General features: G+C 48.5%; 15 protein-coding genes. 6 read left to right on the top strand and 9 right to left on the bottom strand.

Going from position 1 to position 16,213, the window contains the following annotated elements:
• Positions 1–257: 257 nt before the first annotated feature.
• The 6 genes from KJS52_RS11570 to KJS52_RS11545 all read right to left on the bottom strand — a co-directional run bounded on the left by KJS52_RS11570 (position 258) and on the right by KJS52_RS11545 (position 5,442).
• Complete coding sequence (locus KJS52_RS11570; RefSeq protein WP_213515109.1) at positions 258–1,184, bottom strand: fumarylacetoacetate hydrolase family protein; 927 nt, start codon at positions 1,182–1,184, stop codon at positions 258–260.
• Positions 1,185–1,394: 210 nt separating this feature from the next.
• Positions 1,395–2,168 carry an SDR family NAD(P)-dependent oxidoreductase gene (locus KJS52_RS11565; RefSeq protein ID WP_213515107.1) on the bottom strand — a complete coding sequence of 258 codons (774 nt, stop codon included), beginning with the start codon at positions 2,166–2,168 and terminating at the stop codon, positions 1,395–1,397.
• A gap of 17 nt (positions 2,169–2,185) precedes the next feature.
• Positions 2,186–2,977: an SDR family NAD(P)-dependent oxidoreductase gene (locus KJS52_RS11560; RefSeq protein ID WP_213515106.1), complete on the bottom strand. Its 792-nt coding sequence runs from the start codon at positions 2,975–2,977 to the stop codon at positions 2,186–2,188.
• A 109-nt stretch (positions 2,978–3,086) separates the two neighbouring features.
• Complete coding sequence (locus tag KJS52_RS11555) at positions 3,087–4,241, bottom strand: UxaA family hydrolase (protein WP_246563440.1); 1,155 nt, start codon at positions 4,239–4,241, stop codon at positions 3,087–3,089.
• 2 nt (positions 4,242–4,243) lie between these two features.
• Complete coding sequence (locus KJS52_RS11550) at positions 4,244–4,591, bottom strand: UxaA family hydrolase (protein WP_246563438.1); 348 nt, start codon at positions 4,589–4,591, stop codon at positions 4,244–4,246.
• On the bottom strand, positions 4,591–5,442 hold the full coding sequence (locus KJS52_RS11545) for an amidohydrolase family protein (RefSeq protein WP_213515102.1): 852 nt from the start codon (positions 5,440–5,442) through the stop codon (positions 4,591–4,593). Before KJS52_RS11545 ends, KJS52_RS11550 begins: the two co-directional genes overlap by 1 nt.
• Before the next feature lie 231 nt (positions 5,443–5,673).
• Between KJS52_RS11545 and KJS52_RS11540 the strand changes: the two genes are divergently transcribed.
• Positions 5,674–6,537: an AraC family transcriptional regulator gene (locus tag KJS52_RS11540; protein ID WP_213515100.1), complete on the top strand. Its 864-nt coding sequence runs from the start codon at positions 5,674–5,676 to the stop codon at positions 6,535–6,537.
• Between the two features lie 71 nt (positions 6,538–6,608).
• On the opposite strand, the gene KJS52_RS11535 is transcribed toward KJS52_RS11540, so the two are convergent.
• A complete protein-coding gene (locus KJS52_RS11535) occupies positions 6,609–7,178 on the bottom strand; it encodes a GbsR/MarR family transcriptional regulator (RefSeq protein WP_213515098.1) in 570 nt (189 codons plus the stop codon).
• Between the two features lie 217 nt (positions 7,179–7,395).
• Between KJS52_RS11535 and KJS52_RS11530 the strand changes: the two genes are divergently transcribed.
• From KJS52_RS11530 to KJS52_RS11510, 5 genes are all read left to right on the top strand, one after another.
• Complete coding sequence (locus KJS52_RS11530; protein WP_213515096.1) at positions 7,396–8,274, top strand: carbohydrate ABC transporter permease; 879 nt, start codon at positions 7,396–7,398, stop codon at positions 8,272–8,274.
• Positions 8,275–8,304: 30 nt separating this feature from the next.
• Positions 8,305–9,144 carry a carbohydrate ABC transporter permease gene (locus KJS52_RS11525; RefSeq protein ID WP_213515094.1) on the top strand — a complete coding sequence of 280 codons (840 nt, stop codon included), beginning with the start codon at positions 8,305–8,307 and terminating at the stop codon, positions 9,142–9,144.
• 208 nt (positions 9,145–9,352) lie between these two features.
• Positions 9,353–10,660 carry an ABC transporter substrate-binding protein gene (locus tag KJS52_RS11520; RefSeq protein ID WP_246563457.1) on the top strand — a complete coding sequence of 436 codons (1,308 nt, stop codon included), beginning with the start codon at positions 9,353–9,355 and terminating at the stop codon, positions 10,658–10,660.
• A gap of 40 nt (positions 10,661–10,700) precedes the next feature.
• A complete protein-coding gene (locus tag KJS52_RS11515) occupies positions 10,701–11,474 on the top strand; it encodes an HAD family hydrolase (protein WP_213515091.1) in 774 nt (257 codons plus the stop codon).
• 760 nt (positions 11,475–12,234) lie between these two features.
• Entirely contained in the window at positions 12,235–13,170 is a 936-nt protein-coding gene (locus tag KJS52_RS11510; RefSeq protein WP_213515089.1) for a metallophosphoesterase family protein, read from the top strand.
• Between the two features lie 140 nt (positions 13,171–13,310).
• On the opposite strand, the gene KJS52_RS11505 is transcribed toward KJS52_RS11510, so the two are convergent.
• Both KJS52_RS11505 and KJS52_RS11500 read right to left on the bottom strand, forming a co-directional pair.
• Positions 13,311–14,246 carry an iron-hydroxamate ABC transporter substrate-binding protein gene (locus tag KJS52_RS11505; protein ID WP_213515087.1) on the bottom strand — a complete coding sequence of 312 codons (936 nt, stop codon included), beginning with the start codon at positions 14,244–14,246 and terminating at the stop codon, positions 13,311–13,313.
• A gap of 205 nt (positions 14,247–14,451) precedes the next feature.
• The gene (locus KJS52_RS11500; protein ID WP_213515085.1) at positions 14,452–16,086 is read right to left on the bottom strand and encodes an ABC transporter substrate-binding protein; all 1,635 of its coding nucleotides are present in this window, start codon (positions 16,084–16,086) and stop codon (positions 14,452–14,454) included.
• Positions 16,087–16,213 lie beyond the last annotated feature (127 nt).

The raw sequence follows: 16,213 nt of genomic DNA, 5'->3' as shown, positions 1-16,213 counted from the left end.
AGTACGCCGTTTTGCAACACTTATTTCTGAATTTTGGCCGTCGCAGCTTGCTATGTATTGGTGGCCCGTTTATTCAAGGAAAGATTCTCACCATTACCAGTTAATCTCGTGAACTGCATAAGTCATGTTCTATAGACTCCAATTACATCATTTAACATTATCCAGATTCTTTAGAACCTTTCCCGCCTCTGTGGGAGTTTACTAGTGTCTCATCCCCCACAACTACTTGCTGGACGCCCCGCCTATTTTGCTGCTTGCTATACTTCTTGATACATCTTATTCGTAAGCGAGCCGAGCTTTTCGATTTCAATCGTAACAATGTCGCCATCCCGCAGCCAATCCAGATGAGGCTTGCTTTGACATGTTTTGCCGTCGAAGCCGTTAAACACTACTCCTTCAGGCGTCCCAGTCAGAATCAGATCACCGGGCTCAAGCGTCATATGCTGTGAAATATAGCTTATAATTTCGCTGCAATCAAAAATCATATCCGATGTATTCGAGCTTTGGCGCACCTCTCCGTTAACGATGCAGCGAATCTCCAGCTGATTCGGATCACCAACTTCATCTGCGCTTACCAGATAAGGGCCAACCGGACTGAATTTGTCACAGCTTTTGCCTAGCAGCCATTGGTGGGTGCGGAATTGCAGCTCGCGCGCTGAAAGATCATTAACATTGCAATAGCCAAGCACATAATCGAGCGCTTCTTCCTTGGACACACGCTTTGCTGCTTTGCCGATAACAATTCCCAGCTCCGCCTCATAATCGACCTGCTCCGAATTGAACGGCAACGGAATATCCTCACCGTGAGCGGCAATCGTATTGGCAAATTTGTTGAACAAAATCGGCACTTGCGGAATAGGCATATTGGATTCCTCGGCATGCTTGCGATAATTCGTCCCTACACAAATGATTTTGCTTGGAGCGCTTAGGCATGGACCGTATTGAAGCTCATCCTCTGCCAGCCAAAGCGCCTTATCAGCAGCATGCTTGTCTGCCTCCTGCTGCAAATAAGCTTGAAGCTGCTGTAGTGCCGCAATCCCCCCGCTAATTAGCTGCTCCATCGTAGCAGGCACGCTTGAAGGAGCCTCGTATTTTTCACTCGCCTTGAGCACATCCAAAACACCTTGCTCGTTTAATACGCCAAGCCGCAGCTTGCCATCCTGCTTAAACGTTAGTAGTTTCATCTCCAGATCGTTCCTTTCCTTTTCAACTATTCGTATGTTTTGCCAGGGTGTGTATGCAACCTTTGAAGGGAGCAGATTATGCCGGATGTTCGTTCCATGCAAGGCGCTTTTTCGAAGGCGTACCGGGTGTACGTCAAGGAAAGGCAACGCAGCAGGGGGCGAACAGGCGATGTAAAATACCCCTAAGTAGGGGTGCATACAAGCCCTAAATCATGCATTTTTGCCAAATACTACGCCGCCATCAATGTAAAGCGGCGAGCCCATAATAAACCTGGCCTCGTCGGAGGCAAGAAACAAAGCTGCATTCGCCACATCCTCCGGCAATCCAAGCTCTCCGCTAAGCTGCCTTGTTTTAATAGAAGCGATAGCCAGCTCGGGATCATCGTACGCATTATTTAAGTACTGCTCGACAAAAGGGGTGAAAATCGTGCCTGGCAGCAGCGCATTGACACGGATTCCATAGGGCGCGTAGTCAACCTGCATCGATTTGGTCATCGCCAGCACCGCTCCCTTCGTCGCCGCGTAGGAAGCTCGTTTGGCAAGGCCGATTTCCGCCACACAGGACGACATGTTAATGATCGAGCCGCTGCCCTGCTCCATCATATAAGGCAGCACATATTTGGATACGAGGTATACACCGTTAATGTTCACATCCATAATTCGCTCCCAAGTGTCAGGCTCGATTTCATGCAGCAGCCCGACACCGCTAATCCCTGCATTATTAAATAATACATCAATTCGGCCGTAGCGGGCGATCGCTTCTTCTACCATCGCCTTGACTGAATCAGGCGCGGTTACATCGGCATATATAAAATGGGCCGAGCCTCCCTGCTCATTAATTTGCGCGGCTGCCGCCATTCCTTTGTCCTGATCAACGTCGTTAATGATTACGACCGCCCCTTCCTCAGCAAAACGCAGTGCTGTTGTTTTGCCAATGCCTGAGCCTGCTCCTGTAATAAGCGCAATTTTATGCTGCAAGCGCATGTCCGCAGTCCTCCTTTCTAATGGATATGATCCTCCGGCTGAGCCGCCTTGACTGTTAAGCCGCCATCGACCATTAGCAGATGCCCGTTAACCTGCATCGCTTCCTCTGAGGCGAGAAAGACAACCGCATCGCCGATTTGCCGCGCAGTACCAAGCCGCTTCATTGGATTGGCTTCGACTTCCTTGCGCCGAATTTCAGGATCAGCCAAATATTCAGTACACATATCAGTATCAACTGTGCTTGGGCCGACTGCGTTGACGTTGATGCCGTATTGGCCAAGCTCGATAGCCATGCCCTTGGTCAGCATATGCGCCGCAGCCTTGGAGGACTGATAATGCGGAATTAATGGACTGGTCACCACGAGGCTGGCTGTCGACAGCACATTAATGATTTTGCCGTAGCGTTTTTCGATCATGCGCCCTGCAGCCAGCTGCGAGCAAAGAAAAATTGATTTGACATTCGTATTGTAGGTGCGATCCCATGTTTCCTCTGTTACTTGCAGAAACGGCTCGAAAGGCGCAACTCCGGCATTGTTCACCAATATTTCTACCTCGCCAAGCTGCTCCTCCACTTGCTTGAACATCGCTTCAACCTGCTGCTTGCTGCCGACATCGGCTTTTACCGTTATCGCTTTGCAGCCAAGCGCCTCGACCTTTTGCTTGACCGCTTCGGCAAGCTCGCTTGAGCGCTGCGATGTATAATTAATGGCAACATGCGCGCCTTCCTCTGCCAGTCGCAGCACAATCGCTTCGCCAATTCCGCGACTGCCGCCCGTTACCAATGCAATTCTCCCTGCCAATCGCTTCATCCAAGCCCCTCCAACGTTTTATGATCTGTTGCGCGAAAACTTCCGTGTACATAAAACGTACTTCGAAAGCACAGGCCCAACGTTTTATGATCTGTTGCGCGAATCGGTCTTACAGACTTGGGCCGATTCGATTAATGCTGAATTCCTGATGCCCCAGTATTTCCGCCTTGGTCAATTTCCCGTTTGCCACATGCAAAATTTCCTGCCAAATGCGCTCGCCAGCCTCCCGCATGCTCAGCCCGCCAGTCAGCACATCGCTTACATCGACATCCATATTATCCTGCATGCGCAGATACATTTGCTTGTTGCCTGTTATTTTAATGACGGGAATGACTGCCGAGCCTGTAGGCGTACCTCGTCCTGTTGTAAAGGCAACAAGATGAACGCCGCCAGCCGCCATACCAGATACGCATTCGATGTCATTGCCTGGCGAATCCATAAAATACAGTCCGCTCTTCGGAACCGGAGCGGCGTATTCAATTACATCCTTAAGCTCCGTTGTCCCGCCTTTGCTAATGCAGCCCAATGATTTCTCTTCAATTGTCGTCAGCCCGCCAGCAATATTGCCTGGGCTTGGATTGCCGCCGCGCATATCTTCACCCATTCGTTCAATCTCGCGCTCGAAGCGATCGACAATATGATATAAGCGCTGCTCGACCTCCTTGCTTGCTGCTCTTTGCGCCAGTACATGCTCAGCACCAATAATTTCGGTTGTTTCGCCAATTACGGCGCTTCCGCCCACTGCAATTAAGCGATCCGCTGCTACGCCAAGCGCCGGGTTGGAACAAAGCCCGCTCGTCGCATCAGAACCGCCGCATTTGACGCCAAGCTTCAGCTCGGACAGCGGCACTTGCACCTTCTCCATCTGATCAAGCTCCTGGCGCAAGTCTCTCGCCAGCTTCGCGCCATGCACGATAGCCTTCACCGAGCCGCCGACTGACTGAATATCAAAGCATTCCACCCGTTTGCCAGTAGAAGCAATCTCCTGCGCCAATTCCAGAGGATCTACAACCTCGCAGCCAAGGCTTATAATAAGTACAGCTCCGACATTAGGATTTTTGCCCGTACCCGCCAGCACGTCGAACGTTCGCTGCTTATCGGCGCCAATCTGGCTGCAGCCATGCTGATGTCCAATCGCGATAGAGTCCGGCACGAGCTGTGCTACCCGATTGGCTACCTGGTTGGCGCAAATGACAGTGGGGATAATTAAAAGATGATTGCGTATCCCGATTTGCCCATTGCTTCTTGCATAAGCTTCGATCATCATTAGCCTTCTGCCGCCTCCTTGCGCTGCTGATCGCCGCGCCCTCGAATTCCTTCCAAATTATGCACATGCACATGAGCGCCGCACGCAATTTGCTGCGTCGCTCTGCCTATAACCTCGCCGTACTTTCTAACATGCTGAGCGCTGGCAATATCGCGAATCGCAAATTTATGGCCGAACGGAATGGCATCCAGCAGTTGAATCCGCTCCATTTTCTCGTTAAGCCAAAACTCGACCTCCTGCCCGCTCGCCAGCTCCTCCAGCGCGGTTGCCACATCGTCGAGCTCATGCATTACAATCGCGTTCACGCCCTGCTGCAAGCCTTCCTTCATCCTGTTCTCTCCCTTCATTACTGTGCAAGACGATAAAATCTGGCTGCATTGCCGCCATATAGCTGCGCCTTATCGTGCTCGCTTAAATGCTTGGGCAGCGCATAGTCAAGCACCTCAAGCACTTGCTCATATTGTGCAGCGAGCAGGCAAACCGGCCAGTCGCTGCCATACATAATCCGTTCAGCGCCAAAGCAGTCGATGATATACTCGACATATGGAACAAAATCTTCCAGCTTCCATTGCTCACTTGCCTCCGTGACCATTCCAGAAAGCTTGCAGTACAGCTTGCGATGCTGAGCAAGCTCGCGCATTTGCTCCTTCCAGGGGTGAAGTTCCCCTGCTGCTATTGGCGGCTTTGCCAAATGATCGATAACACCTCTTAAATTAGGCACTCGCTCCAGCAGCTCGATTAATACAGGAAGCTGATGGTGACGCAATAGCAGATCAACCGGAAAATCAAGCGCAGCAAGCTCCTTTAATGCATGCACATAATCGTCTGCAAGCACTCGGCTGGCATCCTCCATTTCCTGCAGCATTAATCTGATGCCAACAAATTTGGAGTAGCCTCTGAAATGCTCAAAATGCTTCTTGTATTGCGCGGATTGCAAATCAAGCCAGCCGACTACGCCTACAATCGTCTCATCATGCTCGCTTAATTCAAGCAAAAACTTGGTCTCTTCAACCGTTTGAGCAGCCTGCACAACGATTGTTCCTGCAATTTGATGCTTGTTAAGCGCAGGAAGCAACTGCTCAGGCATATAATCTCGATACAGCAGCGGCTGCTGCGGAGTCAACCAGTCATAATCGCCCCGCTGCAAGCGCCAATAATGCTGATGTGCATCAATTCGCCGCACTATTATCCCCCCCATGTCTTATGAGCTGCGTGAAAGCTGCATATGACAGCGTTTTCAAGCCGATTTGCTTGCTTTCATCCAGCCTTTGTTTCATCACTTATTTGTAAGCAAAATCAATTCCAGCTCAATCTTTTTATTCCATTGTATTAACGTTTATTATATCATCAAATAAAGCAATATCACTTGCGTAATCAGGCATATTTGTACCTTTTTTTGATATTGAGCTAGAGGGATTGAGGTGATCATATGCAGCCGATTAAAAAGGAGTTTGGCAGGCAGCAGGACCCGCTTGTCATGAATTACAAGCAGAAAAAAGGCCCGGAAAATGAGCTTCCCGACCATTTGCATGAATGGTTTGAAATTGTATATGTGCATGAAGGGAGAGGCACGTTTTTTATCCATCATACGCTCTACGAAATGAAGCAGGGCGACCTGTTTGTCGTACCTGCCAATACGATTCATCGAGCCATTCTGGAGCGTGAAGGGGCTATTACCGTAACTGCATTATTTTTTCAGGCGGGGCTGTTGCTGCAAAAGCTGCACGACAACGATACGTATCAGCCGATCCAGCTTTTCCAGGCGGTGCGCAAAAAAGCGCAATATCATATTCCGTTGGCTGCTGAGCAGCAAGTAGCCGTTGAGCAATATATGGATGCGATCCATAACGAATTTGCCGGGCACAGCGTTGGCTACAAAAGCGCAGCCGTGCTGTTGCTGCAGCTTCTGCTTGTTATGCTGAGCCGCTTTGCTCAGGCAAGCTATGCTGCTAACGCCGCTGCGCCTACCTCGGGACCCGGCTGGATGATGGACGTGCTGCAGCATATCGAGCTGCACAAGGAGCAGCAATGGAATCTGGCGAAGCTGGCCAAGCTCGCCAATGTAACGCCGGCTCATTTCAGCCGAGTATTCAAGCAGTGGACAGGCATGAATGTTTCGCAATATTTAATTATGAAGCGAATTATTGCAGCCAAGCAGCTGCTGGCCGCCACCGATGAGAAGCTTTCGCTGATTGCAGAGAAATGCGGCTTTGAGAGCATTCCGCATTTCCATCGCAGCTTTAAGAAAATGACCGCCTTGACGCCTACCGAGTATCGCAATTTGCAGCGCTAGCTGGCCTTGTCGCAGACAGTCAAAGGTTATGGCTCAGTGGTCGAGAGACTCGGACATCAGGAGGTCAGGAGCTAGGAAAGCGTCGGGCGTGGTCGATCCTCAGGGAAAAATTGTCCCTGCTTCAGCTGATCGACAAACTGCTGCAGCCAATCATAATAGCGGAGCGCTTCCTTAAGCTTGTGCAAATCCTCAAGGCAAAGCCTGCGCTCCTCCTCGCCTGTTTCAAGGTCGAGTATGACCTCCGTATAATCCGGCAGCACCGCCTCAATCGCTTGCTTCATGACATCTATTTCACGCTGCAGCTTGTTGGCAAAAAAGGTTTGAAACGTATGGAAAAAGTCAGTTTCCGCACGATAAAGATCTTTGCGCTCTTCCTTCTCCTTTAGCTTTGTTACCATTTGCGAGTTAAGCAAAGAGCGAATCGCATAGCTCATATTGCTTTTGCTCATCCCCATATTTTCCTGCATTTCCTCCAGCGTCATCGGACGATCCTCAAAAAACATCACCCCATACAATTGACCAAACGTATAGTTTACGCCATATAAATCCATCGTGTCGGCAATTGCATCGATTACATTTGCTCTTAGCTGCTCTCTTTTGCTATGATGCTGCGCCAACTTGGCAATTGTTGCTTTGCGCATAAATTCTCCTCCATTTAATAGCGTCGATTCCCACTGCGATTTACAAAAGCTTCATTTGTGCTTAACAGCCAGTTTACCCTTTATCCATTTCATTAACGTACAATTATTTTTGAACGGAACAGAAAAAATATAATTTATATTAAGATTATAGCAATAATTCAAAAAATATTGAATCCAAAATGTTGACTATTTTTGAAACACTTTAGGAGGAAGCGCAGTGAACAGAAGTCTACTAAATGATGCAAAAGCTTTTCTATTTTCGTTGCCCGCGCTCGTACCGCTGCTGCTATTTTGGTTCATTCCGCTAGGGTACGTTATCTATTTAAGCTTTATGGAATGGGATTTTATGAACCCGGTCAAGGTTTATGTCGGCTGGGACAATTATCGCAACCTTTTCAACAATCCGCAATTTTATGATGCGCTGCGCATTACGCTGCTGTTCTGTCTCGGCAGCGTCATCCCGATTATCGTAATCGGCTTGCTGCTCGCATTGCTGCTGCAGCGACGAATGAAAGGCAACGCCGTAATCCAAACGCTGCTGTTTTCGCCTTGGGTAACGCCAACTGTTGCCGTTTCGATTGTTTGGACATGGATTTATGAGCCGGAAATCGGGCTTGCTAATCTTGTGTTGGACTGGCTTGGACAAGCTCCTGTACGCTGGCTGGAGGACCCGGGCTGGGCACTGATCGCGATATTGATCGTGACGATCTGGAAAGCAGCAGGCTGGAGCATGATCTTTTATATGGTTGCCATTCGTAATGTGCCGCCCGATCTGCTGCAGGCGGCCGAGCTGGATGGCGCAGGCTACTGGAACAGATTGCGCTATGTGACGCTGCCATTAATTTCACCAACAACCTTTTTCTTAATTATCGTGCAAATGATTCAAGCGATACAAGCGTACGATCAAATTAATGTCCTGACACAAGGCGGACCAGCAGGCTCGACTCGTACGCTGCTCTATTTATACTATCAATCTGCCTTCACCTCCTATCAAATTGGCGAGGCATCGACAATTGCGATTACGATCATTTTAGGCTGCCTGCTGCTATCTGCACTGTCATTTCTGGTGGCGCGCAAAACAGTTCATTACCACTAAGAGCGAACTCATGACGAAAGGAAGAGTAGCATGCCTGTTAAACAAAGCTTATCTGTTATTCGCCAGCTTCTGTTGGCTATCCTATCAGTTGCTGTTGCGTTCCCCTTTTTCTGGATGATCAGCAGCGCCTTGAAAACGAATGATGAAATTTGGCAGTTTCCGCCTACAATATGGCCGCAGGAGCCGCTGTGGCATAACTTTCGTGAGGCATGGGACGCTGCCCCATTTGCCCAGTACATGTTCAATAGTGTTTTTGTCGCATCTGCAATTGTGATCTTGCAAATTTTCAATTCAGCGATGCTGGCCTATGCGCTGACCCATATGAAGTTTCGACTAAGCAAGGCGCTGACAGCGATAATTTTGTTAGGCTATATGATTCCGGCAACAGCTACTTATTTGCCGAGCTATCTCATTTTGAATGAATTGGGCTTGCTGAACAGCTACGCTGGTTTAATTCTTTCCAACTGCGTGAGTGTATTTTCGATATTTTTGATCAGACAAGCCTTTTTGCAAGTGTCGCATGAGCTGATTGAAGCAGGACAGGTTGACGGCGCATCCCATCTGCGCATTCTATGGACGATTATTGTGCCGATTACCCGCTCCTCCTTCGCCGTTCTCGCGCTTATAACCTTCATCGAGCAGTATAACAACTATTTCTGGCCGATGTTGATTACGACTGACCCTAAGCTGCAGCTCGTTTCTGCTGGTCTGCGCAGCTTTTTTGTGGAAGGAGGTGCCTATGGACTCAAATGGCCGCTCATTATGGCAGCAAGCGCAATGACAATTGCTCCACTGCTTGTTCTGTTTATTTGTACGCAAAAAACAATCATTCATAGTGTCAATCTATCAGCCGGAGCTACTAAAGGCTAGGGCGTGTCCTCGGAGTTCTCAGACACAGCCTGGCTCGTTACTAGTTTTTTCATCGAGCTTCTATTATATAAGCATTCAGGAGGGTATTCTCATGTTGAAAGTTAAAGTCACCCCACAAAGTGGAGCGTTGCTCCAGAGCAAAATCAAATCCTTTGCAGGAGCTAAAAAAACGTATGTTGGCCTGACCAGTTTAATCGTTCTAAGCTCTATGCTGCTATCTGCTTGCGGTACAAACTCCGGGGCACAGCCAAGCTCATCACCTGCTGCAAATACAGCTTCAAGCAGCAGCGGAGCCAACACAGCCAAAAGCACTGAGCCCGTGGAAATTGAATTCTGGTACGGCCTTGGCGGCAAGCTTGGCGAAAACATGCAGGCGCTGATTACTAAATTCAATGAATCTCAAAATGAAGTTATTGTTAAGCCTGTCGTGCAGGGCGATTATTCGGAAACATCGCAAAAGCTGCAAGCCGCAATCGCAACGAATTCCGCCCCGGCTGCTGTGCTTGCCTCCAATGTAGATTGGGCGAAAAAAGGCTATTTCTTGCCACTCGATGAATTGATTGCAGGTGATCCTCAGTTCAACGAAGAAGATGTTATCCAAACCTTCCTTGAGCAAGGACAGGTTAACGGTGCGCAATACTTCCTGCCGATGTACGGCACAACGCAAATTATGTATTATCGCAAGGATGCATTTGAAAAGCACAACATCGATCCTGCTACTATTACAACGTGGGAAGCGCTAGCTGAAGCAGCTGCGAAAATGACGGAAAAAGATGGCAGCACCACAACTTTCTACGGCTGGGAGCCGATGTGGGGCTCAGGTAATATGATTGATGCTGTGCTGAGCAAGGGCGGTTCTATTTTAAGCGAGGACGGCAAAACCGTTACGATTGACAGCGAGGAATGGGTCAGCACATGGGAGCTGTTCCGCAAATGGATTCATGATGATGGCATTATGCGCATTCATTTCGGCGGACAAGGCTGGGAATACTGGTACAAAACGATTGATGATGTCATGCAGGGCCGAGCGGCTGGCTACACTGGCTCGAGCGGCGACCAAGGCGATCTTGACTTCACACAAATTGCCGCTATGGAACAGCCGGGCTGGGAAGGTGTTGGCGCTGGCGCGCCGGTAGCTGAGGCGATTCTTGCCGGCATCCCTGCAGGCGTTAGCGCGGAGCAGCAGCAAGCAGCCTATAAATGGCTTACCTTCTTTATGAGCGCAGAAAACACGGCGTTCTGGTCGATGAACACAGGCTATATTGCCGTACGTCAATCGGCGCTTGATACGGAAGAATATAAAGCCTATGCCGAAGAAAATCCGCAAAGCACCGTGCCGCTGCAGCAGGCTGCACATGCATCAGCGCCATTCATGGACCCAACGGGCGGTAAAATAACTGACGCCTTGACCATTGCGGCTGATAAAGTGCAAATCTCCAATACTCCAGCGGCAGAAGCATTGAAGGAAGCAAAGGAAACTGCTCAGCGCGAGCTTGATTTAATTCTTAACAAATAAATAAGCGACTATGCGACGATAGAAAAACGGGTGACAGCAAATGAAGATTTTACGAGTAAACAGCAAGGAAATTGCATTAAAAGGAATATTATTCGATAAGGATGGCACGCTTGTAGATTTTCTTTACACTTGGGGCTATTGGGTCGAGCTTATGCTCGACCATTTTTCCCAGGCGCTTGCAGGGCGCGGGCTTCCCGTGCTGTCTGAGGATATTTACGCAGCATTAGGCGTGAAAGGAAATACGCAGCAAGGCATTCACGATTATGACCGCCAAGGGCCTCTGTCCGTCGGCAGCCTGCAGGATTTGCTGACGATTTTATCGCTGCAGGGCTACGAGCGCGGCTTGACCTGGGCGCAGGCCCGCCTGCTCGCTGCTGAGAGTCAAGAGCTGGCAAATGAGCGGCTCGAGGCTGAGCGTCGGATTCAGGTGCTGCCTGGCATTCTCGAATTTCTGCAGCAATGCAAGCAGCTAAACCTGAAGCTGGCAGTAGTTACCGCCGACGATACAAAGCCTGCACAGCAGCAGCTTGCATGGCTGGGACTGGAGAACACATTTGATGTCGTAATCGGTCACGACAGTGCTGCAAGAGGCAAGCCTTATCCCGATATGGTCTACCTTGCCTGTCAGCAGCTGGGGCTTTCTCCCTCAGAGGTCGTTATGATCGGCGATACTAACGGAGATATGATGATGGCCAAAGCAGCAGGCGTCAACGCGGCAATCGCCTATTTATCTGATCGCACGCTTGCAACAAGCGACTATCCGGATGCTGATGAGTGTATTTACAGCTATAACGATTTGCAGCTTTTTAGTTAGTGTTCAGCGCTGCGGAGCAAAGCATCCTCCAGCCGCTTTTTAAATCGTAATGCTCTTATTTAATTTTTAAAGGTTGCATTACGATGTTAAAGGCGGCACACTTCGTTTTTCGGATGCTTTGCTCCTTCGCTGTAGCTTTTTGAATGCAGGACCAAGAAGCTTGGACGTTAGTAGAAAATGAGGAGCGTTGCGTAGGCACTTGCTACGTGAGCACCTACAATGTTTCCGCAGGAAACATACTTCGGAAGCATAGCCTTTCGCTAGCGTCCAAGATTCGACGTTGACTAAGTTACAACGCAATCGCATCGTCATCAAAGTCCAATTTTTAAACTTCATCTTCCAATGAAGGTTTAAAAATTGGGCTTTCAGGACCAAGAAGCTTGGACGCCAGTAGAAAATGAGGAGCGCAGCGTAGGCACTTGCTACGTGAGCACCTACAATGTTTCCGCAGGAAACATACTTCGGAAGCATAGCCTTTCGCTAGTGTCCAAGATTCGCCGTTGACTACGCTATGAAGCGATTCATCGTCATCAAAGTCCAATTTTTAAACTACATCTTCCAATAAGGGTTTAAAAATTGGGCTTTCAGGACCAAGAAGCTTGGACGCTAGTAGAAAGCGAGGAGCGCAGCGTAGAGCAGAGCTACGTGAGCACCGCAGCTTTCGCTAGCGTTCAAGATTCGACGTCGACTACGCTACAACGCAATCGCATCGTCATCAAAGTCCAATTTTTAAACTTCATCCAAAGGGGTATGATATCGCATGAAGAAACCACTAACCCTCTCCTTCCAGGTCATTACCGATACGCATGTGACAGTTGATCGCGAGCATGATTACAATAAGCATTTTGAACAGGCGCTGCTGGATATTGCCAGTCAGGCTCCCGCAAGCCGCGCGATTATGCATGTCGGCGATTTGACTGATCATGGCTTTGAGGAGGAATATGACGAGTTTAGACGGATATGGAGCAGCTGCGAGGACAAACTTCCGCCGCTTTATATTACTACAGGCAATCATGATGTGGGCGTAATTGATGCCAGCTCACCAGAAAAGGTTGAGGCGCTGCAGCGTTTATGGGATGAGTATAAAAGCAAGCTGCCTTCACTAGCTGCCATCCCTGATCTGCATAATATTGAGCAGGAAAATTGGGATAATCGATCGAGCCGCTTTCTTTCCCGAACCGGCAATAAAACGCTTTATCACGACCATTGGCTTGAAGGCTATCATTTTATATTTTTAAGCACAGAAGCAGGGCTTGAGCGCGATTGTACCTTGTCACAAGCTCAGCTGGAATGGCTGCAGCAGCGCCTGGCGGACAATGCGGCAGCGGACAAGCCGATTTTCGTCTTTTTGCATCAGCCGTTGAAAAATACGGTGGCGGGCTCAATGGAGCATCAGGGTTGGCATGGCGTAACCGAGGATGAGCAGCTGCGCGCAATTTTGCAGCAATTCCCGCAAGTCGTCATGTTTACGGGGCACACACATTGGGAGCTGGGTTCTCCTTATACGTACAATGAAGCTAAACCCGCGATGTTCAACGCAGCCTCGGTAGCCTATTTATGGACAGATGAGGATGAGTATAAATACGGCAGCCAAGGCTATTATGTTGAGGTGTATGATGGCAAAGTGCTCGTGCGCGGCCGTGATTTTGTCAATAATAGCTGGATTGAAGAAGCTAGCTTTACGCTGCAATTTTAAGGAGTTTAATTGAAATGAGCCTTGAAACTAGTGATGTAGTAGCATTCTGCACCACCAGCTTCAAGGCTCGTTATTTAGTTTCTTTGCCTGGGGCGTCTCTGGAAACCCGCTCAGCTTTCACTGCCTTTTCGTCCCCTGTTCTACTGCCTTCCGCTGCCCAGCATGAGCAGCAGCTCGTCCATCTGCATCATAATTGCCAACGGGTCATACGGCCAAAAGATATCGACATCAAGCTTGTACACTTGATCATTTTTCACCGCCTCCATTGACTGCCATACCTGAGAAGTCTCGTTCAAAGATCCTCCGTTAGATACATCAAGGAAAACATGGTTACCGGCATAATCAGGTATGACCTCAAAGGATACCTCAAGCAATTCCTTGTCGGCATCAATCAGCTGCTCCTTTACCAATGTAGGCGGCTTTAGCCCTAAATATTTATAGATCGTCAGGCCACCGCGATAAATGCCTTCCCCATATATATAATGTGTTTTGTCAAATGCGCTTATGATGCTGAACGTATCCTCCGGCTTTATAAGCTTCCCTATTTTTTCCTTGCTGTCCGCTACCTTCTGATCGAACTTGGCAAGCCATTGTTCGGCTTGCTCTTGCTTGCCTAGCAGTTCGCCAAACATACGCATATCCGCATGAGCATCGCCAATTGTATCATATGGTATAACGATAGTAGGTGCAATTTTACTAAGCTGATCATACATCTCTCCTGCTACTGTAATGATGAGATCGGGCTTCAGCTCTAATATCTTTTCCAGCGATGATGCTTCGATTACTCCTATATCTTCAATTCCGTCTGTCATCCCCGCGAGATGAGGATATTCGATTTCCCAGCTTGGAGCGCCTACTGGCTTAACATCAAAGGCAAGCAAATAAGGCAGCAAGCCTTGCGTCACAATTCTTTGCGGATTTGCCGGAATCTCAATATCGCCATTCACAGTTGAAAAAATCCGGGTTGCTCCCTCCCTTGAATTAGAGCTCGATGTTGCCGAGCCACAGCCCGCAAGCAGGCAGATAACCAGTAAATAAATCAACAGCAGTTGCTGAAGGCGTAAGCGATAATGCATAAATAAACCACTCCTGTTCTCATTGAGAAAGATTCTCATCATTAGTTACCAGCTTATTATAACTGGTAGTAGAAGAGGGCTCCATTACATAATCTCGCATCCTTTGTATGCCTTTCTGTTGCAACCTGCCTGCTCGATGTATAGAATGATGTCTTCATGCTGACAATTCCAAGTCAAGATAAGCCCTTTCACCTTTTGCTTCAGCTTATTGTCCGCCGCTTTTCTTTGCCGCCCACTGCTTAGTCGATTCCGCTGCACTAACTATAAGCGGCAGCTGTTGCAGCAACGTCGCTGCATCGTCTGTCCAGAATTGCTGAAGCGGTAAAGAGTAGAGCTGTTTATTTTGCATTGCCGGCAGCGATGACCAAATATGATCAGCCTGCAGCAGCCTGTACAGCTGCTCAATACTATCAGCATGCTGATGGATAACAAACATATGATCCGCTGCAAATTGCGGCAATTGCTCCAATGGAATCGCTATATAACTGAGCTGCTTATGTTTGCACTGCAAGAGTGCTGGCGGAGGCTTAAGTTGAAGTCCTTGATAGAAGTTGTAGCTGCTTCTACTGCCGCTAAACCAAATTATAACAAGCTGCTCGCCTCTCAATTCATAACAGGCGGCCGACTCGTCTGGAGCAATGATTTTTGCCAATCGCTGTCTCCATTTTTCCGCAATTTCTCTATATTCCGCTATCCAGCGCTCTGCTTGCCGTCTACGACTTACAATGTCTGCAAGCTGCATGAAGCGAGTGATGCTGTCCTGAGCATAAGACGAAAAAAACAATATAGGAGCGATTTGCTCGAACTGACGCAAGCGACTGGCGTTTTGCAGCAAAATATAATCTGGAAGCAAAATCAAGTCTGGCTGCTGCTCTTTTAGTAATTCAAAATCCTCCATCTCATAGATGTTAATGGTCCCTGCGCGAATCAGGCTTTCGTGCAGCAGAGGTGAGGTTTGCCATGGGGCAAAGGAAGCAGCAATCGGCGCTGCCCCTAACGCCAGCAAATCTCCCGCCTGCTGCAACGCAGCGATACGCAATGACTTGTTTTTCAGTATTGCGCGAAATTCTGTAGGCGCCAAGCCGCAATCCAGCTTAAATCTCCGGCTTAAATAAAGGCCGTTTGTAAAGCCGACACGATGGGCAATTTGATCAAGCGTCATCTCCGTAGACAGCAGCAGTATGCGAGCCTGATTGAGTCTGATTTTCCCAAGTAAGGCAGAAAAGCTGTAGCTGCTTACGCTTTGGAAAGCACGTGAAAAATGGCTGACGTTGAACTGCTTGCTGCGTGCAGCTTCTTCTCTCGTCCAGTTCCTGTCATAATGAGCCAGCATTTCTCGAATCGTTTCCGTTACTGCTTGCTCCGCTGTAGGGCGGTCCATCCTTGAGCTATTCATTTGCATTATAATTTGCTGTACAAGCTCATTGAGATTGCGATTGCATAGATAGCCATCCGGCGAAATCTGCATGCTTTGCTGCACTAGCTCCAGAATAAGACCAGGCGTCCTCGACGTTATTGGCTTAAGTACAAAACCATGGTTAGGCAGCATGCTGTAGTCCTGCCGATAAACGAGTCTATCTCCTGTCTCCTGCTCCAATACATAAGCCCGAAAATACAATCCGATCACGACGGTATCGTTGTCATCGGCAGGATACAGTGTCACAATCGACTCCGGCTGAACGTAGATTAGCAGCTTGCTATTCAATTGCTTTCGCTTGCGTTCAAAATCAACATATGCCCTTCCTTCCGTGTAAAGCAGCACCGCTTGCTCTGTTTTAATCGTGACGGGCCGCTTGTCTTGCTTCCACTCCCATACACAAGCTTTGTAAAATTTGTACACGTTAGCTGCGCCCCTTTCTTCTCAGAAATGAGAATAATTATCAATTATAGCGCAGCTAACTTGCGTATAAAAGCTTTCTGCATTAAAACCCCCTACAAAGTAAGCTCTGCTCAAAAGCAGATTCAAT

This window comes from Paenibacillus montaniterrae, from assembly GCF_018403185.1.
Classification (GTDB): Bacteria; Bacillota; Bacilli; order Paenibacillales; family Paenibacillaceae; genus Pristimantibacillus; species Pristimantibacillus montaniterrae.
The sequence above is the reverse complement of the archived record's forward strand: the minus strand, read 5'-3'. Positions and strand labels throughout refer to the sequence as shown.

Bases quoted from the DNA above. Each gene is read 5' to 3' on its own strand.
- KJS52_RS11505 (WP_213515087.1), bottom strand. From the start codon at position 14,246: ATGCATTATCGCTTACGCCTTCAGCAACTGCTGTTGATTTATTTACTG.
- KJS52_RS11535 (WP_213515098.1), bottom strand. From the start codon at position 7,178: ATGCGCAAAGCAACAATTGCCAAGTTGGCGCAGCATCATAGCAAAAGA.
- KJS52_RS11525 (WP_213515094.1), top strand. From the start codon at position 8,305: ATGCCTGTTAAACAAAGCTTATCTGTTATTCGCCAGCTTCTGTTGGCT.
- KJS52_RS11545 (WP_213515102.1), bottom strand. From the start codon at position 5,442: ATGGGGGGGATAATAGTGCGGCGAATTGATGCACATCAGCATTATTGG.
- KJS52_RS11520 (WP_246563457.1), top strand. From the start codon at position 9,353: ATGCTGCTATCTGCTTGCGGTACAAACTCCGGGGCACAGCCAAGCTCA.
- KJS52_RS11540 (WP_213515100.1), top strand. From the start codon at position 5,674: ATGCAGCCGATTAAAAAGGAGTTTGGCAGGCAGCAGGACCCGCTTGTC.
- KJS52_RS11560 (WP_213515106.1), bottom strand. From the start codon at position 2,977: ATGAAGCGATTGGCAGGGAGAATTGCATTGGTAACGGGCGGCAGTCGC.
- KJS52_RS11515 (WP_213515091.1), top strand. From the start codon at position 10,701: ATGAAGATTTTACGAGTAAACAGCAAGGAAATTGCATTAAAAGGAATA.
- KJS52_RS11570 (WP_213515109.1), bottom strand. From the start codon at position 1,184: ATGAAACTACTAACGTTTAAGCAGGATGGCAAGCTGCGGCTTGGCGTA.
- KJS52_RS11555 (WP_246563440.1), bottom strand. From the start codon at position 4,241: ATGATCGAAGCTTATGCAAGAAGCAATGGGCAAATCGGGATACGCAAT.
- KJS52_RS11510 (WP_213515089.1), top strand. From the start codon at position 12,235: ATGAAGAAACCACTAACCCTCTCCTTCCAGGTCATTACCGATACGCAT.
- KJS52_RS11565 (WP_213515107.1), bottom strand. From the start codon at position 2,168: ATGCGCTTGCAGCATAAAATTGCGCTTATTACAGGAGCAGGCTCAGGC.
- KJS52_RS11550 (WP_246563438.1), bottom strand. From the start codon at position 4,591: ATGAAGGGAGAGAACAGGATGAAGGAAGGCTTGCAGCAGGGCGTGAAC.